This is a genomic window from Sinomonas flava, assembly GCF_039531875.1.
GTDB lineage: Bacteria > Actinomycetota > Actinomycetes > Actinomycetales > Micrococcaceae > Sinomonas > Sinomonas flava.
The window spans coordinates 1-24,786 of the sequence record NZ_BAAAQW010000006.1; the positions used below are offsets into that span (position 1 = coordinate 1).

The 24,786-nt window shown below is 70.3% G+C and carries 24 protein-coding genes; 8 read left to right on the plus strand and 16 right to left on the minus strand.

Translation table 11 applies throughout. The features are described 5' to 3' along the window. Nucleotides 1-116: 116 nt before the first annotated feature. Both ABD298_RS11270 and ABD298_RS11275 read left to right on the plus strand, forming a co-directional pair. The gene (locus tag ABD298_RS11270) at nt 117-395 is read left to right on the plus strand and encodes an HPr family phosphocarrier protein (protein ID WP_208711312.1); all 279 of its coding nucleotides are present in this window, start codon (nt 117-119) and stop codon (nt 393-395) included. A 348-nt stretch (nt 396-743) separates the two neighbouring features. Beyond that, nucleotides 744-2,423: an MFS transporter gene (locus ABD298_RS11275; protein ID WP_344299806.1), complete on the plus strand. Its 1,680-nt coding sequence runs from the start codon at nt 744-746 to the stop codon at nt 2,421-2,423. Between the two features lie 8 nt (nt 2,424-2,431). Here the strand turns inward: ABD298_RS11275 and ABD298_RS11280 are convergent, their stop codons facing one another. From ABD298_RS11280 to ABD298_RS11300, 5 genes are read right to left on the minus strand one after another with little or no spacing between them, the layout of a single operon-like run. Continuing rightward, a complete protein-coding gene (locus ABD298_RS11280; protein ID WP_344299807.1) occupies nt 2,432-3,115 on the minus strand; it encodes a pentapeptide repeat-containing protein in 684 nt (227 codons plus the stop codon). Nucleotides 3,116-3,132: 17 nt separating this feature from the next. Then, a complete protein-coding gene (locus tag ABD298_RS11285) occupies nt 3,133-3,894 on the minus strand; it encodes an ABC transporter permease (protein WP_344299808.1) in 762 nt (253 codons plus the stop codon). Next, a complete protein-coding gene (locus ABD298_RS11290; protein WP_344299809.1) occupies nt 3,891-4,724 on the minus strand; it encodes an ABC transporter ATP-binding protein in 834 nt (277 codons plus the stop codon). Before ABD298_RS11290 ends, ABD298_RS11285 begins: the two co-directional genes overlap by 4 nt. Nucleotides 4,725-4,782: 58 nt before the next feature. Beyond that, nucleotides 4,783-5,574: a DUF4097 family beta strand repeat-containing protein gene (locus ABD298_RS11295; RefSeq protein ID WP_344299810.1), complete on the minus strand. Its 792-nt coding sequence runs from the start codon at nt 5,572-5,574 to the stop codon at nt 4,783-4,785. Continuing rightward, on the minus strand, nt 5,574-6,113 hold the full coding sequence (locus tag ABD298_RS11300) for a histidine kinase (RefSeq protein ID WP_344299811.1): 540 nt from the start codon (nt 6,111-6,113) through the stop codon (nt 5,574-5,576). The genes ABD298_RS11295 and ABD298_RS11300 overlap by 1 nt, the downstream gene beginning before the upstream one ends. Before the next feature lie 95 nt (nt 6,114-6,208). Between ABD298_RS11300 and ABD298_RS11305 the strand changes: the two genes are divergently transcribed. Beyond that, entirely contained in the window at nt 6,209-7,216 is a 1,008-nt protein-coding gene (locus ABD298_RS11305; RefSeq protein ID WP_344299812.1) for a D-2-hydroxyacid dehydrogenase family protein, read from the plus strand. 41 nt (nt 7,217-7,257) lie between these two features. Here the strand turns inward: ABD298_RS11305 and ABD298_RS11310 are convergent, their stop codons facing one another. The 5 genes from ABD298_RS11310 to ABD298_RS11330 form a co-directional block, all read right to left on the minus strand. Beyond that, nucleotides 7,258-8,019 carry an SDR family NAD(P)-dependent oxidoreductase gene (locus ABD298_RS11310; RefSeq protein ID WP_344299813.1) on the minus strand — a complete coding sequence of 254 codons (762 nt, stop codon included), beginning with the start codon at nt 8,017-8,019 and terminating at the stop codon, nt 7,258-7,260. 64 nt (nt 8,020-8,083) lie between these two features. Beyond that, nucleotides 8,084-8,920, minus strand: a complete 837-nt coding sequence (locus tag ABD298_RS11315) for a class II fructose-bisphosphate aldolase (RefSeq protein ID WP_344299814.1) — start codon at nt 8,918-8,920, stop codon at nt 8,084-8,086. Next, on the minus strand, nt 8,920-10,491 hold the full coding sequence (locus ABD298_RS11320) for a GntP family transporter (protein WP_425564392.1): 1,572 nt from the start codon (nt 10,489-10,491) through the stop codon (nt 8,920-8,922). Before ABD298_RS11320 ends, ABD298_RS11315 begins: the two co-directional genes overlap by 1 nt. Before the next feature lie 97 nt (nt 10,492-10,588). After that, nucleotides 10,589-11,527 (minus strand): NAD(P)-dependent oxidoreductase, encoded by a 939-nt coding sequence (locus tag ABD298_RS11325; RefSeq protein ID WP_344299815.1) that lies wholly within the window; start codon nt 11,525-11,527, stop codon nt 10,589-10,591. Nucleotides 11,528-11,598: 71 nt separating this feature from the next. Then, on the minus strand, nt 11,599-13,113 hold the full coding sequence (locus ABD298_RS11330) for a four-carbon acid sugar kinase family protein (protein WP_344299816.1): 1,515 nt from the start codon (nt 13,111-13,113) through the stop codon (nt 11,599-11,601). Between the two features lie 189 nt (nt 13,114-13,302). On the opposite strand from ABD298_RS11330, the gene ABD298_RS11335 reads away from it, so the two are divergent. The 4 genes from ABD298_RS11335 (at nt 13,303) to ABD298_RS11350 (ending at nt 17,736) form a co-directional block, all read left to right on the plus strand. After that, nucleotides 13,303-14,004, plus strand: a complete 702-nt coding sequence (locus ABD298_RS11335) for a FadR/GntR family transcriptional regulator (protein WP_344299817.1) — start codon at nt 13,303-13,305, stop codon at nt 14,002-14,004. 99 nt (nt 14,005-14,103) lie between these two features. After that, nucleotides 14,104-15,297 carry a M24 family metallopeptidase gene (locus ABD298_RS11340; protein WP_344299818.1) on the plus strand — a complete coding sequence of 398 codons (1,194 nt, stop codon included), beginning with the start codon at nt 14,104-14,106 and terminating at the stop codon, nt 15,295-15,297. A 4-nt stretch (nt 15,298-15,301) separates the two neighbouring features. Next, on the plus strand, nt 15,302-16,543 hold the full coding sequence (locus ABD298_RS11345) for an aminotransferase-like domain-containing protein (RefSeq protein WP_344299819.1): 1,242 nt from the start codon (nt 15,302-15,304) through the stop codon (nt 16,541-16,543). After that, on the plus strand, nt 16,540-17,736 hold the full coding sequence (locus tag ABD298_RS11350; RefSeq protein ID WP_344299820.1) for a M20 family metallopeptidase: 1,197 nt from the start codon (nt 16,540-16,542) through the stop codon (nt 17,734-17,736). The genes ABD298_RS11345 and ABD298_RS11350 overlap by 4 nt, the downstream gene beginning before the upstream one ends. A gap of 79 nt (nt 17,737-17,815) precedes the next feature. On the opposite strand, the gene ehuA is transcribed toward ABD298_RS11350, so the two are convergent. From ehuA to ABD298_RS11380, 6 genes are all read right to left on the minus strand, one after another. After that, nucleotides 17,816-18,646 (minus strand): ectoine/hydroxyectoine ABC transporter ATP-binding protein EhuA, encoded by an 831-nt coding sequence (ehuA, locus tag ABD298_RS11355; protein ID WP_344299822.1) that lies wholly within the window; start codon nt 18,644-18,646, stop codon nt 17,816-17,818. Beyond that, nucleotides 18,630-19,286, minus strand: coding sequence for an ectoine/hydroxyectoine ABC transporter permease subunit EhuD (gene ehuD, locus ABD298_RS11360; RefSeq protein ID WP_344299823.1), 657 nt, complete (start codon nt 19,284-19,286; stop codon nt 18,630-18,632). The genes ehuA and ehuD overlap by 17 nt, the downstream gene beginning before the upstream one ends. Then, nucleotides 19,283-19,981 (minus strand): ectoine/hydroxyectoine ABC transporter permease subunit EhuC, encoded by a 699-nt coding sequence (gene ehuC, locus ABD298_RS11365; RefSeq protein WP_344299824.1) that lies wholly within the window; start codon nt 19,979-19,981, stop codon nt 19,283-19,285. The genes ehuD and ehuC overlap by 4 nt, the downstream gene beginning before the upstream one ends. A gap of 30 nt (nt 19,982-20,011) precedes the next feature. Beyond that, a complete protein-coding gene (ehuB, locus tag ABD298_RS11370) occupies nt 20,012-20,902 on the minus strand; it encodes an ectoine/hydroxyectoine ABC transporter substrate-binding protein EhuB (protein ID WP_344299825.1) in 891 nt (296 codons plus the stop codon). Nucleotides 20,903-21,126: 224 nt separating this feature from the next. Further along, on the minus strand, nt 21,127-22,485 hold the full coding sequence (locus tag ABD298_RS11375) for an MFS transporter (protein WP_344299826.1): 1,359 nt from the start codon (nt 22,483-22,485) through the stop codon (nt 21,127-21,129). Nucleotides 22,486-22,518: 33 nt separating this feature from the next. Beyond that, nucleotides 22,519-23,931: an amidase gene (locus ABD298_RS11380; protein ID WP_344299827.1), complete on the minus strand. Its 1,413-nt coding sequence runs from the start codon at nt 23,929-23,931 to the stop codon at nt 22,519-22,521. Between the two features lie 170 nt (nt 23,932-24,101). On the opposite strand from ABD298_RS11380, the gene ABD298_RS11385 reads away from it, so the two are divergent. After that, nucleotides 24,102-24,755: a GntR family transcriptional regulator gene (locus tag ABD298_RS11385; protein WP_344299828.1), complete on the plus strand. Its 654-nt coding sequence runs from the start codon at nt 24,102-24,104 to the stop codon at nt 24,753-24,755. Nucleotides 24,756-24,786: the final 31 nt, after the last annotated feature.

A 24,786-nucleotide genomic window follows, 5' to 3' on the forward strand; every position in this document is an offset into this window, starting at 1 on the left:
CAACACGCCCGCGACACCACCCGCAACCACCTCCCCATCCTCACCACCCTCGGCCTCTGAAGACCGGTAGTCTGTGGCGGACCCGCCACGACCCTCCCAACGACAAGGAGCACTCCATGGCAGAACGCACCGCAACGATCGGCTCCCGCGTGGGCCTCCATGCCCGCCCCGCGGCCATCTTCGCCGAGGCGGCCGGCGAGGTCGGCCTCGACGTGACGATCGCGAAGGTCGGCGACCCGGTCGACGAGGCCATGGACGCCTCGAGCATCCTCTCCCTCATGAGCCTCGGTGCCGAGTACGGCGAGAAGGTCGTCCTGCGTGCAGAGGGCCCGGGCGCCGACGAGGCACTCGACAAGCTCGTCACCGTCCTCGAGACGGACCACGACGCGGAGTAGCGCGGGCAGTTCCTTCCCGGCGCCCGTCAGCCCCCTTCTCGGGCCGGCGGGCGCCGCGCTGTATCCGGCGCGAATGGACCCCCAAAGGTCACGAATCGATAACAACCGGGCGCGACGAGGAACCGCGGCGGCGAGCAGCGCGCGTGCGCCGACCACGCGGCGTCGTGCGCGGCCGGATCCGCGCGATGGCGGGGATGGCGGCGCCAGCCGCCGGGCTCGAGCCGCGCCAAAGCTCCCCACCAAGCACCAGCTGGGGGTGATGCCCGCCATAGCGATAACCGATGTGCGACTCTCAGATCGGATCTCCGCCTAGTAGACTTGATGGTCATGTCACGAGACCACAGTCAGATGACCGCACACGAACGGCCCCGGCGGGTCGTCTTCCGAAAGCGCCGGCTGAGAGTCGACGACATCAATGTGGTGGACCAGCCGATGCTCAAGAGGGCCATCGGGGGGACCATCGTCGGGAACACCATGGAGTGGTTCGACGTGGGCGTCTTCGGATACCTCATCACCACCATGGGCCCCGTCTTCCTCCCCGAGGCGGACCGCACCGTCCAGACGCTGTTCCTCCTCGGAACGTTCGCCGCGACTTTCATCGCACGCCCGGCCGGCGGCGTGTTCTTCGGCTGGCTCGGGGACAAGATGGGCCGCCAGCGCGTGCTCGCGATGACCCTGATCATCATGGCCGCCTCGACCTTCGCCCTCGGCCTCCTGCCCGGCTACGCCCAGATCGGCGTCTGGGCGGCGATCCTGCTGGTCGTCGTCAAGCTCGTCCAGGGCTTCTCGACCGGCGGCGAGTACGCCGGCGCGACAACCTTCGTGAGCGAGTACGCCGCGGACAGGCGCCGCGGCTTCCTCGCGAGCTTCCTCGATATGGGCTCCTACCTCGGCTTCGCGCTCGGCGCCGCGGTCGTGTCCGTGCTCCAGCTGACCCTCGGCCAGGAGGCCATGGAGGCCTACGGCTGGCGCATCCCCTTCCTGATCGCCGGCCCCCTCGGGGCGATCGCGATCTGGTTCCGCCTCCGCATCGAGGAGAGCCCCGCGTTCAAGGCCTCGCTCGAGGCCCAGCAGCAGATGGCGCACGAGCTCGCGACCCACGACGAGATCGCGACCAAGGGCCCCCTCGCGATTGTGCGCAGCTACTGGCGCCAGATCCTCGTGGCCATGGTCCTCGTCGCCGCCGCCAACACGGTCGGCTACGCGCTCACGTCCTACATGCCGACGTACCTGACCACCTCGAAGGGCTACGACGAGCTGCACGGCACGATCCTGACGATCCCGGTCCTCGTGGTCATGAGCCTCTGCATCCCGCTCACGGGCAAGCTCTCCGACCGGATCGGCCGCCGCCCGGTCCTGTGGATCGGTGCCGCGAGCACGATCGTCCTGTCCATCCCGGCCTTCCTGCTCATCGGCGTCGGCACGGTCGTCACCACCCTGATCGGCCTCGCGCTCGTCGCGTTCCCCGTGACGTTCTACGTGGCGAACCTCGCCTCCGCGCTGCCCGCGCAGTTCCCGACCGCAAGCCGCTACGGCGCGATGGGCATCGCGTACAACTTCGCGGTCGCGATCTTCGGCGGCACCACGCCGTTCATCATCGACGCGCTCATCCAGGCCACGGGCAACGACATGATGCCCGCCTACTACCTCATGGCGACTTCCGTGGTCGGCGCCGTGGCGATCTGGTTCCTGCGCGAGTCCGCCCAGCGTCCCCTGCCCGGCTCGCTCCCGAGCGTCGACACCGAGGCCGAGGCGCGCGACGTCGTCGCCCATCAGGACCAGGACCCGCACATCGACCTCGAGCACATGCCGCTCACCGAGGTGCCGGTGGCGGTGGCGGACGACGGCGTGGCGCTGCAGCTTCCGCTCGACCACCCGGCCGCCGTCGAGGCAGCCGAGGAGGCCGGCGTGGACCTGGAGGCCACGGCGCTCGAGGCGCAGGTCTCCGGCGAGGCACCCGTCGCCTCAGGCCCGATCTCGGGGCCGGTGCCCAGGGTGCCCCAGCCCGCTGCGGCCCACCAGGGCTGACGCGCTGATCAGTCCCGCACGTCGATCCCGAGCTGCGCGGCCATGAGCTCTGCGAGCTCCACGGCCTGCATGCTGCTCAGGATGGCGCCACGGAGCCCGTCGACACCGGCAACCCGGTGGAGGCGGGCTCCGCGCACGTCCACGTCCGTGAGCGAGGCGTGTGTGACGTCGAGGCTCTCCACGGTGCTGCCCTGCAGCGAGACCCGCGTCGCCGTGGCACCGCCCAGGTCCAGCTCGTCGATCGCGCAGTCGGCGAACAGGACGTCCTGCAGGCTCGCACCGCGCAGGTTCACATAGCCCAGCTTGCAGCCCCGGAGCACGACGCCGCGGAGCTCGCCGTCGTACAGCTCCGCGGAGCCGATGCGCGAAGCCTCGACCTCGACGCCGCGCCAGCGCGACCGCGGGGCGGCGAGACGGGGCGCCCCGAGCCGCTCGATGCGGCAGTCGAGGAACGAGGCGGAGCGGAGGTCGGCGTCGTGCGCTGCGACGTCCCGGAAGGAGCATTCGGCGAAGGTCGTGCCCTCGAGGGCCAGGGCGGCCAGGTCCGTGCCCTCGAAGGCGAGGCCCTCGGTGCGCCCACCGGGCTCGATGTCGCCCGCGAACCCGGTGTCGAGGCCGTCGAGGCGGAGGGGGTCGAGGCGCGGGGCGGACTTGTCACGGGACGAGGGGGCGGGGCGGGACTGGCGGGCCATGCGACGAGCCTAGCCGCCTAGGACATCCTGCGGCGGTACGCGACCATCGCGAAGCCGTACGCCACGACGAGGATGCCGGTGCACCAGGCGAGCGCGGTCCAGAGGTCGGCGCCGACCGGCTCCTGGGCGAGCAGGTCGCGGATCGCGTTGACGATCGACGTCACCGGCTGGTGCTCGGCGAAGGCCCGCACCGGGCCCGGCATGGTCGCTGTCGGGACGAACGCCGAGCTGATGAACGGCAGGATGATGAGCGGATAGGAGAACGCGCTCGCGCCGTCCACCGACTTGGCGGTCAGGCCCGGGATGACGGCGATCCACGTCAGCGCGAGCGTGAACAGCACCAGGATCCCTGCGACCGCGAGCCATTCGAGCACTCCCGCCCCGGAGCGGAAGCCCATGAGGAGCGCGACGAGCACCACCACCACGACCGAGATCAGGTTCGCGACGAGTGAGGTGAGCACGTGCGCCCACAGCACGGCTGAGCGCGCAATGGGCATGGACTGGAACCGGGCGAAGATGCCTCCCTTCGTGTCCAGGAACAGCCGGTAGGCGGTATAGGAGATGCCAGAGGCGATCGTGATCAGCAGGATGCCGGGCAGGAGGTATCCCACGTACGAGTCGGAGCCCGAGTTGATCGCACCGCCGAACACGTAGACGAACAGCAGCATGAAGGCGATCGGCATGAGGGCGGTCGTGATGATGGTGTCCAGGCTGCGGGCGATGTGGCGAAGGGAACGCCCGGTCAGGACGGCGGTGTCGCCGAGGAAGTGCGTGGTCATCGGAGTTCCTTGGTCTGGTCATGGGCGTTGCCGACGGGCTTCCCCTGGTGCTCCTCGGCGGTCTGGCCGCCCACGAGTGCGAGAAAGACGTCCTCGAGGGTGGGCTGCTTCTCCACGTATTCGACCTGGGCGGGCGGGAGGAGCTGCTTGAGCTCGGCGAGCGTGCCGTCCACGAGGATCCGGCCGTGGTGCAGGATCGCGATCCGGTCAGCGAGCTGTTCGGCCTCGTCGAGGTACTGCGTGGTGAGCAGCACCGTGGTGCCGTTCGAGGCAAGCTCCCTGACGGCCTGCCACACCTCGAGGCGTGCTTCGGGATCGAGGCCGGTGGTCGGCTCGTCGAGGAAGATGACCGGCGGATCGCCGATCAGGCTCATCGCGATGTCGAGCCGGCGGCGCATGCCGCCGGAGTACGTGGACACCTTGCGCGCCCCGGCCTCGGCGAGTGCGAAGCGCTCGAGGAGTGCGTCCGCGACGCTGCCGGGACCCTCGACGTGTCGGAGGCGTGCGACGAGCAGGAGGTTCTCACGTCCGGTGAGGACCTCGTCGACGGCCGCGAACTGGCCCGTCAGGCTGATGGAGGCGCGCACCTCCGCCGCGTGGGCGGCGACGTCCCAGCCGTTGACGGCGGCAGCACCGGCGTCGGCCGCCAGGAGCGTGGAGAGGATGTTCACGACCGTGGTCTTGCCGGCGCCGTTGGAGCCGAGGAGGGCGAAGATGCTCCCGCGCGCCACGTCGAAGTCGACGCCGCGCAGCACCTCCACCTCCTTGTAGGACTTCTCCAGACCGGCCACGTGGATGGCAGGCTCGGCTGGCGGGTGGGTTGTGGGCATGACAGTACTCCTTTCCGAAGTACGTCGTTCTGCAGGGACTGCCGTTTCTCGGCGCGCTTCACGCCCGCCGGATGGTCACCGACCCGTAGCTGGTGCGGGCGGTGAGCTCGAGACGCTCGGCGGCAGCGGGGGGCGACGCCGACCGGCTGAGTTCGTTGCGTATGCGGCCGTGGTTGGTGGAGACATCGACCTTGGCCGCGGTGCCCGCCGCAATCCCGACCACGAGGTCGGAATAGGCAGACGTGATGGAGAGGCTGCCCGAGACGGCCTCGCGGACGCGGATGGAACCGTAGGGGCACGTGACCTCTGCCGCCCCGGCGACGCGCCCCAGGGACACCTCCCCCGTCGTGCACTTGACCCGCAGCGTGCCGGTCACGTCCTCGACGCGCACTCCGCCCGTGGACGAGACGAGCGAGGCCTCCTCGCGCACGCGGCCCACCTCGACGTCGCCGGCCGAGGTCTCCAGCTCGAGTGAGACGCCATCCTCGACCCTGACGTCTCCGGCATGGGTCTTGGCCTTGGCCCGTGCAAGGCATCCTGTGGCAATGATGTCGCCGAACGCCGTCGAGGCCTCCAGATCCGAGCCCGCGGGAAGCTTGACCGTCACCACCACGGCCCCCGGCCGCCCGAGGAAGCCCAAGCCGCGGACCTTCGGCGCGAGGACCTCGAGCCGGCCTTCCCAGTAGTCGACAGCGGTTGCCTCGGCGGCTTCCTTGTCCGCCTTGCGCCCGGCGTGCACCGGAGCCACCTCGACGGTCGCGGTGTTCTGCTCGGACGCGTGCACGATGACGTCGCCGAGGCTCAGCTCGATGAGCGCGCGCACCGGCTGCTGCGTCTCGAACTGCTCCATCAGTACACCCACCCCTCGAGCCGCGAGCCGCTGCGGCCCTCAGGCGTGCCCGGGTCGGCCTGGACGGGCTTCTGGAGGGAGGGCCGGAGGGCGGCGGTGAGCGTGCGGACGAGGAACGCGTTGACCGAGAGCCCCTCCCGTTCCGCCGCCTCCTCGATCTGCGCCTTCAGCCAGTCAGGCGGACGGAAGCTGATGCGGGCGGTGCCGGCCTCGCTGGGAGGCTCCGACGCGGCGTCGTCCATGGTGCCAGACGGCACCGTCGTGACGTCGCTGCGGTCAGCCCTCGCGGGTGATCCCGTGGGATGGGTGACGACGAAGTCGATCTCCCTCCCCCGGAGGCGCAACTCGGCGGCGCCCGGGGCCAGATCGAGCGTGACCTCCTGCATCGCCTCGGAGAGCGCATCTTGGAGGACGAGGCGGGCGGCTGCCTGCAGCGGCAGTACGAGCCGTTCGGCAAGCTCCACCATCTCGTCCCCGCCGAGCGCCGCGGCGTCGGCGAGGTGCCGGGTCAGCGCCAAGAGGTGCGCGTCGATATTCATGACATCATGATGACGCCATTCTGGCGTCATAACAAGAGGAGATCGACATCCTCGACGGCGCCGCAAGGTCCTTCCCGTGCGTCTAGGCTGAGCGCATGACTGACGGCGCGCAGACGAACCGGCTCACCATCGCGATCCTCGACGACTACCAGGGCGTGGCCCGCGAGCTCGCCGACTGGTCCCGGCTCGAAGCGGCAGGGCACGAGATCACCGTCTTCCGCGAGCATCTGGGGCACGACGACGACGCCGTGGTCGCCGCGCTCGAGCCGTTCGACGTCGTCGTGGCCATGCGCGAGCGCACCCCGCTGCGGGCGGAGCGGCTCGAACGGCTTCCGAACCTGAAGCTCATCGTCTCGACCGGGCGGCGCAACGCCTCGATCGACCTCAAGACGACTCCGCTGAAGGGCGTCACAGTCTGCGGCACCGGCTACCTGCCGGCACCCGCGGCCGAGCACGCGTGGGCCCTGATCCACGCCGCGACCCGGAGGCTCGATGCCGAGCTCGGCTCCGGCGGCGCGGGGTGGACCCGCGACGGCGGGTGGCAGACCACCGTGGGACGCGGGCTCGAGGGCCGCCGGCTCGGGGTGCTGGGCCTGGGCAACCTCGGCAGCCGGGTGGCGAGGGTGGGCCTCGCGTTCGGCATGGAGGTGGTGGCGTGGAGCGAGAACCTCACCGAGGAGCGGGCGGCAGAGGTCGGCGTACGGCGGGTGGAGAAGGACGAGCTGTTCGCGGGCTCGGACATCCTCTCCGTGCACCTGGTCCTGTCGAAGCGGTCACGCGGCCTCGTCGGCGCGGCGGAGCTGGCGCTCATGAAGCCCGACTCCGTCCTCGTCAACACCTCCCGCGGCCCGATCATCGACGAGGCCGCCCTCGTCGAGGCGCTGAGGGCGGGCCGGATCGGCTGCGCGGCGCTGGACGTGTACGACGTCGAGCCCCTCCCCGCCGACCACCCGCTGAGGACCGCGCCGCGCACCGTCCTGACCCCGCACATCGGGTACGTGACGCGCGAGCAGTACGAGGTGTTCTACCGGGACGCGGTGGAGGACATCGAGGCGTGGGCTGCTGGGTCGCCGGTGCGGGTCATGGAGCTCCCGCCCCGCTGACCTCCCGCTCCCCGGTCTGGGGGTCACCTCCTGGGGGTCACCTACGTGCTCCGCGCCCGGCGCGCCGGCCCTCCCAGGAGACGGTCCGGCAGGACCTTCGAGGCCGCCACCGTGGCCTTGTACAGCACGGAAGGCACCGAGACGGCCTTCCCGGCGAGGTTGTCCCTGAGCCCGTCGCGCACCACCCGATCGGCGCGCAGCCAGATCCAGGCGGGCAGGTAACGCGTCTCCATGCCCATCCGGCTGTGGAACTCCGTCCTGGTGAGCCCCGGGCAGAGCGCCGTGACGTGCACTCCCGATCGCCGGTAGTGGACGTTGGCCCAGCGGCTGAAGGTCAGGAGCCAGGCCTTCGCCGCGGCATAGGTTCCGCGCGGCAGGTACGCGGCAACGGATGCGACGTTGATGATGCGGCCCTCGCCGCGCGCCAGCATGCCCGGGAGCGCGGCATGGCACAGGCTCATCGCGGCCTCGACGTGCAGGCGGAGGTGGTTCACCTCGTCCAGGAGCGTGTTGTCGTGGAAGTCGTGCAGGAGCCCGTGGCCAGCGTTGTTGACGAGGATCCCCACGGGCCTGCTCGGATCCTTCGCGCGGGCGACGGCGAACGCGAGCCCCTCGGGATCCGTGAGGTCGACATCCACGACCTCGACCTCCACCCCGTGCTCCGCACTGAGCCCGCGGGCCGCGGCTTCAAGGCGTTCGCGGTGGCGGGCGACCAGGACCAGATCGTGTCCCTCGGCCGCGAGCTGGCGGGCGAATTCGGCCCCTAGGCCGCTGCTCGCCCCGGTGATCAGCGCCGTCGTCATGCGCTACAGCCTACGGGAACGCGCGCCCCGCCCGGGTGGGCGTGGGCGCGCGGCCCGGCGCCGCTCAGCCGCGCAGGGTGGCGAGAATACCGCCGGCGGTGCCCCGCGCCGTCGTGCCCCACTCGTCGAGGAGTCCGGCGAGGTCCTCGCCGTCGGCCCGCCGTGCGGCCACGCCGTCCGCGACGGAGGTCAGGACCGCGGTGCGCAGCTCCGTGTTGACGTTGACCTTCCCGACGCGGAACGACGCCGCGCGGGCCAAGTCTGCGGCAGGGATCCCCGAGGCGCCGTGCAGCACGAGCGGCACCGGGCTCTCCTGTGCGATCCGGCCGAGGACGTCCCAGCGGATCTGCGGCTCGCCCCTGTACCGGCCGTGCACGTTCCCGATCGCGACCGCGAGCAGCTGAGCGCCCGACCGCTCGACGAACCCGCGGACTTCCTCCGGGTCGGTGAGGCCTGCGGCGTCCTGGGCGAAGGCCTTGTCCTCGTCGCCGGCGAGGCCGCCGAGCTCGCCCTCGAGGACCACGTCCGGCCCGACCAGGTCGCGGACGCGCCGCACGAACGCGATGTTGTCCTCGAGGGCGAACGCCGAGCCGTCCGCGAGGACCGCGTCCGCACCGGCGGCCACGGCATCGGCGATCACGCGCGGGTCGGAGGCGTGGTCGAGCTGGACGCACACAGGAACGGAGGCGCCGTCGGCGAGCGTCCGGAGGGCAGCGATGAGCCGGAGCCCATCGCGGGTGGCGGCGGTCTTGGGGGCGACATTGAGCACGACGGCGAGCCCCGCCTCCTCAGCGGCTGTCACCACGGCGGTGGCCGTGGCGAAGTCGTAGCACGTGAACGCCGGGACGGCCCCGCCCGAGAGGAGCGAGGCCGCCACGACGTCGTCGAGACGAGAGCGCATCAGTGCCCGAGCCCGCCGACGAGGAGCCACGCGACGGACGTGAGCAGGAAGCCTGCAACGCCGAGGACCGTGGTCAGGACCGTCCAGGTCTTGAGGCCGTCCGCGACCGTGAGCCCGTAGTAGCGCACCACGACCCAGAAGCCGGCGTCGGTCACATGGGAGAGGCCGAGGGAGCCGAAGCCGATCGCGATGACGATGACGGCGATCTGCGCCGGGGTGTACCCGCCGTTCTGGATCGCGGCGGTCAGGAGGCCCGTGGTCGTGACGATCGCGACTGTCGCGGAGCCCTGGGCTGCGCGAAGGGCCAGGGAGATGACGAAGCCCAGGAGGATGATCGGGAGGCCGATGCCGTCGAGGGTCGTGGACAGCGCGGCGCCGATGCCGGAGACCCGGAGGACCTCGCCGAACACGCCGCCGGCGGCGACGATCATGAGGATCGAGGCGATCGGGGGCAGGGACTGCTCGAAGATCTCACCCGTTTGCTTGAGCGACCAGCCGCGCCGCACCGCAAGGGTGAAGAACGAGATCCCCACGGCGACGAGGAGCGCCAGGAACGGGTTGCCGATGAACGACGCGACACCGTAGGCGGGGTTGCTCTTCGGGAGCGTGAGGGTGCCGACGGTGCCGAGCATGATCTGCACGATCGGGGCCGCGATGAGGGCGACGATGAGGCCGGGCTTCGGCGGGGCCATGACGGCGCCCGGCGTCCTGAGCGCGGTGGCGACTCCGCCACGGGCGGAGCCGCTGTTCCCGGAACCGCTGTTCCCGGGGCGGCTGTTCCCGGCGCCGCCGTTGCCGAGCGGGTGCTCGTGGCCCGCGCGGATGGTCTCCGGGCTGCCGTACTCGTCGAGCTGGGCCTTGACTGTGGGCAGGAGCTCCATGGGGCGGCGGTTCATGATGCGGGCCACCCAGTAGGAGAGGAAGCCGAGCGGCACGCAGATGGCCAGGGAGATCATCGTGATCAGGCCGATGTCCGCCCCGAGGACGCCCGCGCCGGCCACGATGCCGGGGTGCGGCGGGACGGCCACATGGATCGAGAGCATGATGCCGGCCATGGGCAGGCCGAACTTGATCGGGTGCACGTTGAGGAGCTTGGCGAACGCGTAGACGATCGGGACGAGGACGATCACGCCGACCTCGAAGAACACGGGGATCGCGACGAGGAAGCCGACGAGCGTGAGCGAGACGGCGACGCGCGTGCGGCCGAACCGCTCGACGAAGTGGTCCGCGAGGGACTGGACGCCGCCGGACACCTCGATCATTCGGCCGAGGATGGCACCGAGGGCGATGAGCAGGGCCACCTTGCCCATCGTCGAGCCGACGCCGTTCGACACGACCGTGAAGATGTCCGTCAGCGGGATCTGCGCAGCCACGGCGACCGCGATGCTCACGGTGAGCAGCGCGACGAACGCCTGGATCTTGAAGCGGATGATCATCACGAGCAGCACGGCGACGCCGAGCGCCGCGATCGTGAGGAGGAGCGGCGTGCCGAGCTCGACGGCGGGCTTGATCGGCGCGGCGTCGGCCAGCGGAACCGCCGCGCGTGCTCCGAGGATGGTCAGGGGGTTCACTTCACTGGTTTCCTTCGACTGTGGGCCAGGCGCGAAGCCGGCAGGGGGCAGGAGGCGGTGAGGCCCGCGTCGCCGTGGGCCTGCGGGGACGCGGGTGTCAGGCGCTGCGCTTGGCGGGGGCGACGACCTTGATGACGGCGGAGTCATCCGCGGCGGCGAGGCCCTGGGCCTGGCCGAGCAGGTAGAGCTGCTCGGCGGCCGCGGCGACCGGGGCGGCGAGCCCGACCGAGCGGGCGGCCTTGCCGACGATGCCCATGTCCTTGACGAAGATGTCCAGGCGCGAGAGGACCTCGGCCCCGTCCTCGGAGTAGGCCTCGAGCATGCGCGGCCCGCGGTTGGAGAGCATGAACGAGCCTGCGGCCCCGGCGCCGAGCGCCTCGAGGGTCTTGGCGGTGTCGAGGCCGAGCGCGTCCGCGAGGGCGAGGGCCTCGGCGGCGGCGGCGATGTGGACGCCGCACAGGAGCTGGTTGACGGTCTTGAGGGCCTGGCCGTCGCCGGGCTTGTCCCCCACCACGGTCAGCGTCGAGGCGAGGAGCGTCAGCACGGGGCGGGCCTTCTCGAGGTCCGCAGGCGTCGCGCCGACGACGATGAGCAGGTCGCCCTCTCCGGCGCGGACGGGGCCGCCGGAGAGCGGGGCGTCGACGAGGCCGACGCCGAGCTCGGCCAGGCGCGCGGCGGTGCCTGGGATCGCGTCGGTGCCGACCGTGCTGGTGAGGATCACGACGGCGCCCGGGGCGAGCGCGGAGGCCACGCCGTTCTCGCCGAAGAGTACATCGTCGAGCTGCTCGCCGTTGCGGACCGCGAGCAGGAGCGCGTCGGCGCCCTCGACCGCCTCGCGCGCCGAGGCGAAGGTCGCGATGCCCGCGGCGGCGGCGAGGTCGAGGCGGGCCTGGGCGATGTCGAAGCCGTGGACGGTGAGGCCTGTGGCCAGGCGCGTGGCCATGGGCAGGCCCATGGCGCCCAGGCCGAGGACGGCGACCGTCTGGGTGGACGTGGCGGTGGCGGAAGAGGCAGCGGCGGCAGAAGTGTCGGACACGGGTGTTCTCCTATGAACGGAAACGGCGGTTGAGCGGAGCGGGTTTCGGCTGCGCTCAACCCGCGGGTGGGTCAGAAGGTGGCACTGAGGGTCTTGGTGACCTTCGCGAGGGACTCGTCGTCGCCGACGTTCCCGGCGAAGACGACATAGGGGATGCCGCGGGCCGGCCCGTCCACAGGCTCCCAGAGCGAGACGATCCCCGGGAGCATGGGCCCGCGAACGATGGCGCGCCGGATCTCGAGGCCGTGCGCGGCCACGTCGGAGGAGGTGATGCCGCCCTTGGCGATGACGAAGCGCGGGGGCGTCGTCTTGAGCACGGTGTTGACCACGCTGACGACGGCGGCGCTCACCGTGCGCGCGATCTCGAGGCTGCGCGCTGGGTCGTCGGTCTTCACGAGGGTGCGGGAGGTGTGGACAATAACGTCGCCCACGGCGAGGGCGCGCACGACGGCGGCGACCGTCGCCTCGATGTGGGCTGCGGCCCTCTCCGGCTCGAGGAGCTGGTTGACGTCGATCTCGATCGTCCGGGCGGAGGCGTGCTGGGCGGTCAGCCGGGCGAGCTGTCGGGTCGTGAGGCCCACGTGGGAGCCGACGACGATCAGGCCGCCCGTGGCGAGGTCCTCCCGTGCGCCGCCGGTCTCGGCGGCGGCCGAGGCGCCGTAGACCTCCTCGGCGGTGAGCGGCTCGCGGATCTCCTGGCCGATCCGGCCGCGGACGAAGGGCGGTCCCACACGGTAGAGGAGCGCTTTGCCGCGGCGTTCCGCCTCCTCGAGGCCGAGGGCGAGGGCGCGGAAGTCGTTCTCGCCGACGATGTCGGCGACGATCGGGGTCGAACCGGTGGCCGGGGCGATGGCGTCCGCGATGGCGCCTGCACCCGCCCGGATCGTCCCGAGGTCGAGGACGATCACGTCCTCGGAGCGCACGCGGCCGCCGGACTTCTCCTCGACGTACGCCGGCAGGTAGGAGGTCGAGAAGCCGAAGGTCGCGTCCTTCGCGAACTCCGTCTCGCTCACGGGGGTCAGCGCGGGCTGAGCCTCGCCGTCGGTGCCGTCGTCCGGGGCGGGGGCGGCCGCCGTCGTGCGCATGAAGTGCTCGCCGCCGATGGTGAGGCGGCCGGCGTCGGGGAACGCGGGGACCATGACGACGCCGTCGACCGGCGCGCCGCCGTGCGCTGCGATGCTCTCGGCGAGGACGTCGGTCTCGAGGGGGAAGTGGCCGCGGAGGGTCGAGTCGCTGCGGCTCACGAACGCGAGGGCGGTGCCGGACTCCCCGGCAGCCTCGCTCGCCGCCGCCACGACCTCACGGTTGCGCTCAGCCGCCTCGGCCGGGTCCAGACTGCGCGTGTTCGTCAGGACGTAGACGGCCGCGGGGCGGGCTCCGCCGATCCGGGAGGCGAAGGCCCACCGGAAGTCGTCGACGTCCCAGCGGGTGAGGACCGGGAGGTCTGCGACGGACTGCGTGCCGGTGGGGTCGTCGTCGAGGACCACCAGGACGCGGCCCGAGCGCTCGACCGCGTCCGCGACCTCGCGAGCGGAGACCTCGCACTCGGCGGGGTAGGCGGCCAGGGCTTCTGCTTCGAGGAGCATGACGACACTTCCTTGTGCTGGGGTGGGCTGGCTGGGCGGGCGGCATGCGCCTTCTGTAAGATGTCAGACATCTAATCTGCCCATTAGAGTGACACACAACTCAGGTCGGCGCAAGGCGAGGGCGGCTTCCGTAGACTGACGCGGAACGGAGCCCGACCCACGCGCGGAGGGCACAGGGAAGGGGAGCCCGTGGCACGCAAGTCACTCGTCGGCGAGGTGGCCGACGAGCTGCTGGACCGCATCATCTCCGGCGAGTTCGTTCCGGGCGCGCTTGTGCCGGGCGAGCTCGAGCTCGTCGAGCACCACGAGGTCAGTCGCATGACGGTGCGCGAGGCGATCAAGACCCTCACGGCGCAGAACATCCTGCGCGTCGAGCGCGGCCGGGGCACGTTCGTCAACCCAGTGAACCGCTGGAGCTCCCTGCACGCCGTGCTGCGCGCGACGAGCGAGGGCACCAACGGCAACGACGCCGCGGTCCAGCTCATCGAACTGCGACGCATGCTCGAGACTGGCGCCTGCGAACTGGCGGCCGCGCGAATCTCGGAGGACGACCTGGCGGCGCTGGACGTCTTCGTGGGCCAGATGCGCGACGCCCACGACGCCGGGGACCTCGAGCGCTTCGTGGATGCGGACCTCGCGTTCCACGACGTGATCCTCCACGCGTCCGAGAACGCATTCGTCGCGGTGCTATTCGAGCCCCTCAGCCGGGTCCTCGCAGAGCGGCGCTCCGAGACGTCCGCGGTGCCCGAGATCCAGGAGCACGCGATCGCGATGCACCAGAGGGTCGCGAGCGCGCTGCACAGCCGGAATCCCCACGCCGCGCGCGAGGCCATGGACGCGCACATGCAGCAGACTCTCGACGACCTGCGCACCTACGTCCTGAAGTCCTAGCGGACCGACAACCCTTCGCCCTGCAGCATCCCGGCCGGGCCCTCGCCTTGTGTGACTCTTCTCACGCCATGTAGATTGTCTACAAAATTACGAGAAGACATGGGAGGTTCTGTGCTGTTCACCGCCGAAGAGTACCGAGCTCGGCTTGCAGGGGTTCGCACGAGGATGCGGCGGCAGGGGCTTTCCGCCCTGCTCGTCACGGATCCGGCCAATATCTACTATCTGACCGGGTACAACGCGTGGTCGTTCTACACCCCCCAAGTCGTATTCGTCCCGGCCGACGGCCCGATGATCCTGTTCACGCGGGCCATGGACGCTGGAGGCGCCTTCCGGACGGCATGGCTGCCGCCCGAGAGCATTGTCGGGTACCCCGAGCAGTACGTGCACCGCCCCACCGTGCACCCGTTCGACTGGGTCGCCGCCGCGCTGCGGGAACGCGGGCTCGTCGCTGCAGCGGCAGGGGGGTGCGTCGGACTGGAGATGGACGCCCACTTCTTCTCCCCCAAGGCCTATCGCTCACTCCTGAACGCACTGCCAGAGTGGACGCTCGTGGACAGCTTCGAGCTCGTCAACTGGGTGCGCTCCGTGAAGTCTCCTGCCGAGCTCGACCTCATGCGCAAGGCAGCGAGCGTGTGCGGGGCCGCAATGCAGGCTGCGGTCGAGACGGTCGACGTCGGCGTCCGCCAGTGCGACGCCGCCGCCGCCATCAGCCACTCGCAGATCACCGGAGCCGAGGGGGCGGACGGCGACTACCCTGCCATCGTGCCCATGCTCCCGACCGGCGAGGCAGCGGACACCCCCCACCTGACCTGGAGCGACGAACGCTTCGAGGACGGGCAGGCCGTCGTCGTCGAACTGGCCGGGGCCCACCGCCGCTACCACGCTCCGCTCGCGCGGACCCTCACGCTCGGCAGGCCGTCCCAGCGGCTCATCTCGCTCGCGGGTGCCGTCGCCGAGGGCATCGAGGCGGTGCTCGACGCGGTCCATCCCGGCGTCCCGGTCCGCGACCTGGCCAGCGCCTGGAATGCGAGCCTCGCACGGCACGGCCTCGAGAAGCCCTCCCGCATCGGCTACTCGATCGGGGTCGGGTTCCCGCCGGACTGGGGCGAGCGCACGATATCCATCCGCACCGAGGACGAGACTGTCCTCGCCGAGAACATGACGTTCCACGTCATCGGCGGCATGTGGATGGACCACTACGGCTACGAACTCTCCGAATCCATCCGTGTCGCGTCTGACGGCGCCGAAGTCCTGACGGACTTCCCGCGCGAACTGATCCAGAAGGGGCTGTGAAAGCATGACCGCAGAAGACCTCGCCATCCTCTCCCCTGAGGCCCTCCCGCTCGCAGCCCGCGCAGGGCACCTCGTGGGGTCCGTCATCGACTCGAGCACATCCCTGCTCGCCTCGATGAAGCACGACATCGTCCGGTTCGCGATGGGCTCCCCCGCGGACGAGGCGGTCCCGATCGCCGAGCTGCGCGAGATCGCCGGCGCGGTCCTCCGCCACGGCTCCATGACCTACGGTGCGACGGAGGGCGAGCCCGAGCTGCTCGAGTCCCTCGTCGGCTATCTGTCAGGGACCGCCGATCCAACCGCCGCGGACCGCGTGACGATCACGGCCGGCGGCATGCAGGGCCTCGATCTCGCCTGCAAGATCTTCATCGACCCGGGCGACCTCGTGATCGTGGAGAGCCCGACCTACACGAACGGCAGCGCGACGGCCCTCAGCTACGGCGCCCAGCTCCTCGAAGCCCCGCTCGACGAGAACGGGCTCGTCGTCGAGGCACTCCCGGAGCTCGTCGCGGCCACCGGCCGCACACCCAAGGCGATCTACACGATCCCCAACTTCCAGAACCCCTCCGGCGCGACGCTCTCGCTGCAGAGGCGCAAGCTCCTCCTCGAGCTCGCGCACCGATGGAACGCCGTCATCATCGATGATGATCCCTACGGCCTGCTGCGCTTCGAGGGGACGGACATCCCGAGCTTCCAGGCGCTCAGCCCCGGCGACCCGCTCGTGTTCTCCGTGCGCACGTTCTCCAAGATCCTCGCGCCGGGCCTGCGCGTCGGCTGGGTCGACACCGACCCGTCCTTGCGCCAGCTCGTGATCAACGCGAAGCAGGCCATGGACACGTGCACCAACGTTCCGGCCCAGCACCTCGTCGCGGAGTTCATCCGCCGCGGCCGCCTGGACAGCCACCTCGCCGGACTCCGCACCCAGTACCGCGACCGGAAGCAGGCGATGCAGGCGAGCATCCGCCGGCACCTCGGGGACCTCGTGACCACCACGGACCCGGAGGGGGGCTTCTTCCTGTGGCTCACCCTCCGCGGGGAGGCTGCGCAGATCTCGACCCGCCGGCTCTTCGAGACGGGCTTGGCAGAGGGTGTCGCGTTCATCCCCGGGCCGGCGCTCTCCGCCGAGGGAAGGTTCGACGACGCGCTGCGGCTATGCTTTGCGACGAGCACCCCGGAGCGCACTGACGAGGGCATCCGCCGGCTGCGCCGAGCGATCGACGTCGAGCTCGGCTCGGTGGCCGGGTGAGCCGGGTCGCGGCCTCCATCGAGGACGATGTCCTCGCCCTCATCACCGAGGACGAGCTCGTCTCGGTCACGGAGGCGCTCGTGGCCGCGGCAGGGGAGAACCCGGGTGGCACTGAGGAGGCCACGATCGCGGTCCTCGAGGCGTTCTGCCTCGGCGCCGGCCTCGAGACCCTGACCGAGGAGGCCGCTCCCGGGCGGCCGAACCTCACGGCCGTCCTGCCGGGCGGGGAGCGTCCGGGGCTGCTGTTCCTCGGGCACTCCGACGTGGTCCCGGCCGGCGAGGGGTGGGAGCGCCCGCCCTTCGAACCGTACGTGCGCGACGGGCGGCTCTACGGCCGGGGCTCGACGGACATGAAGGGCGGCCTCGCGGCCGTCGCCGTGGCGCTCAAGGCACTCAAAGCGGCAGGCGCGCAGCTTCCCGGACCAGTCACGCTCGCGTGCACGGTGGACGAGGAGGATCTCGGGATCGGCATCCGTGCGTACACGCGTGCCCACGCCGGCGAGTCCTTCTCGGGCTGCATCGTCGCCGAGCCCACCGACCTCGCCACCGTCATCGGTTGCCGCGGCGACAGCTACATCGACGTCACCGTGCATGGGAAGTCCGCCCACTCGGGGCGCCCCTCCGATGGCCGCAGTGCCATCAATGCCGCGGCCAAGATCATCGGACTGGTGGTTGAGGACCACGAGCGGCTCCAGGAGACGCAGGATCCGCTTCTGGGCGCCGGCAGCTGGAACGTCGGCCTCATCGACGGCGGCAGCGGCACCTCCATGGTGGCCGGCGAGTGCCGGCTCTCGCTCGACCGCCGACTCATGCCCGACGACGACCCGCACCGGATCCTCGACGGCCTCCGCGCACGCATCGGCGAGGCCGGCATCGACCAGGACGGCATCGGCGTGAGCGCTTCAGTCACGATGGAGATGCCCGGTTTCCGCACGCCCGAGGACCACCCGCTCGTCGGCGACGCCGTCGCTGCCCTGGCCGACTGCGGCTTTGCGAGCGGGATCAGTGGCTGGACGGCAGCGTGCGACGGCGGGTTCATCGCCCGGGACTTCGGCGTCCCCACGATCGTGCTGGGCCCCGGGGGGCTCAACGACCAGGCCCACCAGGTGAACGAGTCGGTGAGCATCGCCGAGCTCGTCACGGCGGCACGCGCGTACGCGCTCCTGTGCCTGCGGCAGGCGAAGGCGGGGTAGGGAACCCGGTCCGCACGAGGAGAAGGCGGCGGCCAGACCATGGCCGCCGCCTTCTCCACTGCCCGGCTCGGCAGTCGTGTCAGTGCTGGAGCACAGCCCGCAGGAACGTCCGAGTCCGGTCCTCGAGCGGGTTCTTGAAGATCTGCTCCGGCGGACCGCTTTCCACGGCCCTGCCATGGTCGAACATGACGACCCGGTCGGAGATCTCCTCGGCGAAGCGCATCTCGTGCGTGACCATGAGCATCGTCATGTCCGTGGTATGCGCGAGATTGCGGATCACGCCGAGCACCTCGCCGATGAGCTCGGGGTCGAGCGCCGAGGTCGGCTCGTCGAAGAGCATGACCTTGGGTCGCATCGCGAGCGCCCGCGCGATCGCGACGCGCTGCTGCTGGCCGCCCGAGAGCTGCGGCGGCGTGTGGTTCATGTGCTTGCCGAGCCCGACGAGGCTCAGCAGGTCCGCGGCGCGCTCACGGGCCTCTGCCTTGCCCATGCCGAGGACATGGATCGGCGCCTCGATGACATTCTCAAGCGCTGTCATGTGCGGGAACAGGTTGAACTGCTGGAAGACCATGCCGATCTTCCGGCGGGTCTGCCGCAGCTGCCGCGTCTCCTTCGGCTTCTCCCCCGGCGCGACCTTCCACAGGACGTCCCCGTCGACCGTCACGATGCCCTCGGTCGGGCTCTCGAGCGTCATGAGGATCCGAAGGATGGTGGTCTTCCCGGAGCCGGAAGGCCCGATGATCGAGACCTTCTCCCCCGGCCGGACGTCGAAGTTGAGCGAGGAAAGGACCTGGTTCGAGCCCCAGCTCTTGCTGACGTCCTCGAAGCTGATGACCGGGCCGGACTCGGCCTGCCCGTCCCCGCGCGGAATGGTGTGCCCGGCGGGCGCAGGGTCAGTGCTGGGGCGCATAGCGCCGCTCCAATCTGCCGACAAGGCGTGACGAGGGGTAGCTGACGATGAAGAAGAGGACCGCCGCGAGGGTGAGCGGCTCGAGGTAGCGGAAGTTGGAGGTTCCGATGGCCTGGGCCGTGGCGAGGAGCTCCACGACCGTGATCGCCGAGAGCACCGCCGAATCCTTGAACATCTGGATCAGGTAGTTCCCGAGCATCGGGACGACCGACCGGAGGGCCTGGGGCAGGATGACCTTCCCCCACGTCCGGCTGGCCGGGAGGCCGAGCGCCGTGCATGCCTCCCACTGGCCCCGGTGGACCCCCTGGATGCCGCTGCGGTACACCTCCGCCATGTAGGCGCTGTAGTTGATGCCGATCACGACGGCACCAGTGGTGAAAGCGTCCGCGCTGATCCCGTAGCCGGGCAGGACGAAGAACGCGCAGTACGCCTGGACCAGCAGCGGGGTTCCGCGGATGAACGTAACGGCGAACGCCACGGCCTGGGACACCGCCGAGATGGCCAGCTGGCGGACGACGGCGAACGCGAGCCCGAGGAGCGCGGCGAACAGGGTGCCGAGCACCGTGATCTGGACCGTGACCAGGAGCCCCTGGAGGAGGGCCGGGATCACAGAGATCGCGAAGTCGTTGTCCCAGATCATGCGGCACCTGCCTTGACCAGCCGCCGCTCGGCGCGCGCGGCCGAGACGGCCTTGCGGTCAAGGGCGAAGCGGCGTTCGAGCATCCCGATGACGAGCGTCAGCACGAGCGAGAGCACGAAGTACATGACGAGGATGGTGAGGAACACCGCCGTCGTCTCCCCCGTGGTGTTCCTGACCATCTGGGCGCGGAACGTGAGGTCCGCAACCGTCACGAGCGAGACGAGGGACGTGTTCTTCAACAGGTCCACCATCACGTTCCCGAACGGCGGCAGCATGGCCGGTATGGCCTGCGGCACGAGGACCCGGCGCAGGCGCAGCGCGGGGCCCATGCCGAGGGCCACGCACGCCTCGGTCTGCCCCTTGGGCCGGCTCCTGATCGCCCCGCGGACCACCTCTGCCGCGTAGGCGCCCTCGTTGAGGCCGAGCGCCAGGACGGCCGCGGTGAGCGGTGCGAGCTGGATGCCGAAGAATGGCAGGGCGAAAAAGAACCAGAACATCTGGACCAGGAGCGACGTCCCGCGGAAGACCTCCACGAAGACGGCCGCCGGCCAGCGCAGGAACCAGCGGCCCGACAGGCGCGCGAGGCCGGCCGCGAAGGCCACCCCGACGCACACGATCGCGCCGAGCACGGTTACAAGGACCGTGGTCCAGAGCCCCTGCCAGAGCAGGGGTGCGTAGTCGATGACTGCAGACACGTCAGGGCTCCGTCGGGTAGGCCGCCGCGGTCAGCCCGCGGTCTGGCATAGCTCCTGAGCCGTGACGCCTTCGACGACGGCAGGATCGAATCCCCACTTCGTGAGGATCTGGCCGAACTCGGGGGTCTTCTTGAATGCCGCGAGTTCCTTGTTGTACGCCTCCTGGAAGGAGGAATCGGCCGTCCTGAAGGCCGCACCCGAGCCGGTGCGTGGCGCATCCTTGAGGGCCTCGGTGACCTCGAACCCCGCGTCGTCCTTCGCGAGCGCCCGCAGCGACAGGGTCGGGAGCAGGAATGCGTCGGCGCGGTTGGCCTTGACGGCCTCGATGCCGCTGCGGCCGTCGGTGACCTTGACCTGCTGCGGCTCAGGCACGTTGGCCGTCTTGAGGATGCCTTCCTCGAACCCGCCCGGGAGGACGGCGATGCGCAGGCTCGGGTCAGCGGTGATCGCGGCGATCGAGGTGATGCCCTTGGGGTTGCCCTTGGGCGTCGCGTAAGACTCCGTGGACACGATGACGGGTTCCGAGTAGGCCACCTGGGAGCAGCGCGACTGCTTCATGAAGAGGCCTGCCGCGATGACGTCCCAGCGGTTGGCGTTGAGCCCGGGGATCATGGAGCCGTACGGCGTCACGATGCCCTGGATGTCCGCGATGCCGAGGCGCTTGCACACGGCGCGGAGCACGTCCGGCTCGCAGCCGCTCACGACTCCGTCGGCGCTGACCTGCGTGTAGGGTGGCTCGTTCGCGATGGCAACACGGAGGAATCCCTGCGCCTTCGCGGTCTCGAGCAGGTTTCCCGCGGCGGCGTTGGCCGCGCCGCCCACGGGGACCGACGAGCAGCCGCTGGCCCACCCTGCCAGCGCCGCTCCGACCGCGGCGACCCCTGCCGTCCGCAGCGCGTCCCTGCGCGAAATGTTCATCATGTCTACTCCTGTTCAGCCGGCCCCATCGCCGGCAACGGATTGGAGGAGCACCTCCTGTGACTTGCGTTACAAACTTAGGTACGATCCCTATCATTGTCAACAATACGACGTGCAAACGTTCAAGTTGTCGACCAGAGGACATGGTGTTTGATACGCGTGAGGGCGGCCGCCGCATGCGTAAGGCATGCAGCGACCGCCCTGGGGCCCGCGGAGGTCTGGGGTTTCTACTTCTGCTGCAGCTGCCCGACCTGATGACTGCCGGCCGGCGCCTCGGTGCCCGGCAGCTCCGTCCCCCGCAGGGACGCGCCGCTGGTCTCCCGCATGAATCGGACCGAGACGAGGCCGATCACGCATGCAGCCATCATCGAGAACGCCGGGAAGAGCGGATTGCCGAACGCCTCGATGCCCGCTTGGTTGTACAGCGGCGCGGTGCCGCCGAACAGCGACGTCGAGACGTTGTAGGTGATGGCGAAGCCCGCGTAGCGCACGTGGGCCGGGAACATCGCCGGGAACGTGGCCGAGATCGTCGCGAGCTGCGGGATGTAGAGCAGACCGAGGATGCCGAAGCCGACGAGGGGCCACCAGGAACCCGCACCCAAGAGCATGAACATCGGAATGGCCAGGACGAACAGGCCGATGAGGGAGGCATACCAGAGGGGCTTCCGGCCCACCCTGTCGGACAGCGCTCCGGCCGCGGGGATGACGAGCATCATGACGAACTGGGCGATGAACATGATCGTCAGCACCGTCTGGCTCTCGAGGCCCGCGACGGTCTCGAGGTAGGTCGGCATGTAGGTCAGCAGCGTGTAGTTCACTACGTTGAGCGCGATGACAAGGCCCGCGAGCGTGAGGACGCTCGGCCAGTACTTGACCACGAGGTCCTTCAAGCCCATGCTGGCCGACTTCTCGGACTTCCCGGCCGCCTCCAGCTCCTGGAAGACCGGCGTCTCGGCGAGGCGCGAGCGCAGGTACAGGCCGATGAGCCCAAGGGGTGCCGCAAGCAGGAACGGCACGCGCCATCCCCAGTCGTTCATGGCATCGTTGCCGACGAACGTCTCGCCCATGAGGACGATGAGGGAGCCGAAGGCAAAGCCCGCGAGCGTGCCGAACTCGAGGAAGCTGCCGAAGAACCCGCGCCGCCGGTCGGGCGCATACTCGGCCATGAAGGTCGCCGCGCCGCCGTACTCGCCGCCCGTCGAGAAACCCTGGACGGCGCGCAGGAGGATCAGGAGGACGGGGGCGGCGATGCCCAGGACGCTGTACGTCGGCAGGAGGCCGATCGCGCACGTCGCCCCCGCCATGAGCAGGATCGTGAGGGCGAGGACGCGCTTGCGACCGAAGCGATCGCCGAGCGGACCCCAGACCATGCCTCCGAGCGGGCGGATGAGGAACGAGAATGCGAAGGTGCTCAGGGCCAGAAGCGTTCCAGCCGGCCCGGGGAAGAAGTTGTGCGTGATGTAGGCGACCGAGACGGCGTAGACGCCGTAGTCGAACCACTCGGTCGCATTGCCGATGGCGGAGGCGGCGACAGCGCGGCGGACGGTCCTCGCGTCGGGGGAGGGGGAAGCGGATGCAGGGTTCATGATTGCTCCGGTGTTGGATCGGTGGGCAGGGGGTCAGGACTCGCGGACGAGGGCGGCGGGCCGTTCGGTCCGCCACGCCGCGGCGGTCTCGTAGGCCTGGGCCGCGCGCAGCACGGTGCGGTCCGCATGGCGGGGCCCGATGATCTGGAGCCCGGCCGGCAGGCCCTCTTCGGTGAATCCGCACGGGACGCTCATCGCCGGCTGCTGCGTCATGTTGAACGGATAGGTGTAGGGGGTCCAGCTCGTCCAGTGCCGTGAGCTCCAGCCCTCCGGGACGTCGCGGCCCCGGGGGAAGGCGGGCAGGGGCAGGGTCGGCGTGAGGAGGAGATCGTAGGTCTCGTGGAAGAGTCCCATGCGCACACCGAGCTCCATCCGCACGGCCGTCGCGTCAAGGAACTCCGAGGCGCTGATGTGGCCCTGCTCCTCAATGCTGGTGCGCAGGCCTGGATCGACCTGCTCCGCAGCCCCCGGACCATAGCCCTCGAGCACCTTCGCCGCGCCGGCGAACCACAGGACGTGGAAGGCCTCGACCGGGTCCGTGATGCCCGGGTCGACTTCCTCGACGATCGCGCCGAGCCCCTCGAACGTGGCCGCCGCGGCCCGCACGAGCCGGTCGATCTCGGGATCGTTCGTGCCGAAGCCCAGCGTCGGCGAGAACGCGATGCGCAGGCCGCGCACGCCGTCGTGCAGGCCGTCAAGGAACGAGCCCGACGGAGTCGGCAGCGCCGACCAGTCCCGCGGGTCGTAACCCGTGACAACGTCGAGCAGGAGGGCGCTGTCCGCGACCGTCCGGGTCATGGGGCCTGCGTGGGCGAGCGTGCCGAACGGGCTGGCGGGGAACATTGGGACGAGGCCGTAGGTCGGCTTGAGCGCCACGGTGCCCGTGAAGGCGGCCGGGATGCGGACAGAGCCACCGCCGTCGGTCCCCATCGACCACGGGCCCATCCCGAGGCCGACGGCGGTCGCGCTGCCGCCGCTCGACCCACCCGAGGTGAGGCGCGGCGCACGGGGATTGCCGGTCGAGCCGTGGCGCAGGGAGTCGGTGACGCCCTTCCATGCGAACTCCGGGGTCGTGGTCTTGCCGAGGAAGACGGCACCCGTCTCGCGCAGCCGTGCCACGCATGGCGCATCCTCCTCCCACGGACGGTCCGCGTCGATGAGCCGGGTCCCCCGCAGGGTGGGCCATCCGCGCGTGTAGAAGATGTCCTTGATGGAGGTCGGAATCCCGTCGCCGGGGCCCAGGGGCGCGCCGTCGCGCCAGCGCCGCTCGGAGTCGGCAGCCTGACCAAGCGCCTCGTCGGCGTGCACCGCGACGAAGGCATTGACCTCCGGGTCCCATTCTTCGATCGCCTCGAGCGCGGCACGGGTCGCCTCGACCGGCGAGATCGCGCCAGTCCGGTAGCCATCGCGCAGCTCGAGAGCGGTGAGCTGGGCCAGATCGTTCATTGTCGTTGTCCTCCCCGCGCCGGGCATGATCCGGCAGGTACGTCTGTAGGATTGTCGACAACAATACTCCTGTCTGTGAGCCCTGTCACCCTCTGTGCTCGAATTGGGTCGGCTGTTATGATTGTCTACAATCGCTCCCTCGAGGGGGCTCCACCATGCGAGGAGAGAGTATGTCCCAATTGCTCCAGCCGGTCGTTCAGGAGACCACTCCTGCCCTGATTGCGCGCCAGCTGCGTCGGGCGATCGGCCAAGGCGAACTCGCGCCGGGCGACCAGCTCAACGAGGCCGAGCTGAGCCGCCATCTCGGCGTCAGCCGGGGACCGCTCCGCGAGGCCATGCAGCGGCTCACTCAGGAGGGCCTCCTCATCAGCATCCGCAACCGCGGCGTCTTCGTCATCGAGGTCACCAACGACGACGTGCGGGACATGTACCTCGCCCGCACCGCAGTCGAGCGCGCCGCCGCCGCGCGGGTCATCCAGCTCGACGCCGCCGGCGGGGGCGACCGCCTCCTTGCCGTGAGCGACACCATGCGTGCGGCGGCGGAGGCGGACGACGCCGATGCGCTCACCGAAGCGGACGTCGAGTTCCACGCCCTGCTCGTCTCGCTCGCCAAAAGCCCGCGGCTCTCCCGCATGCACAACACGCTCATGGTCGAGACGCGCATGTGCATCACCGCGCTCGAGGACCGCTACTCCTCGCACAGCATCCGCTACGAGGAGCACCTCGCGATTGCCCAGGCGATCCGCGACGGCAACCCCGCCGAGGCGGACCGGCTGCTCGTCGAGCACATGGACGACGCCGTCGCGCGGCTCGAGCCCGCCTGACGGATGCCGCCCGCGCCCACCGCGCCGCAGC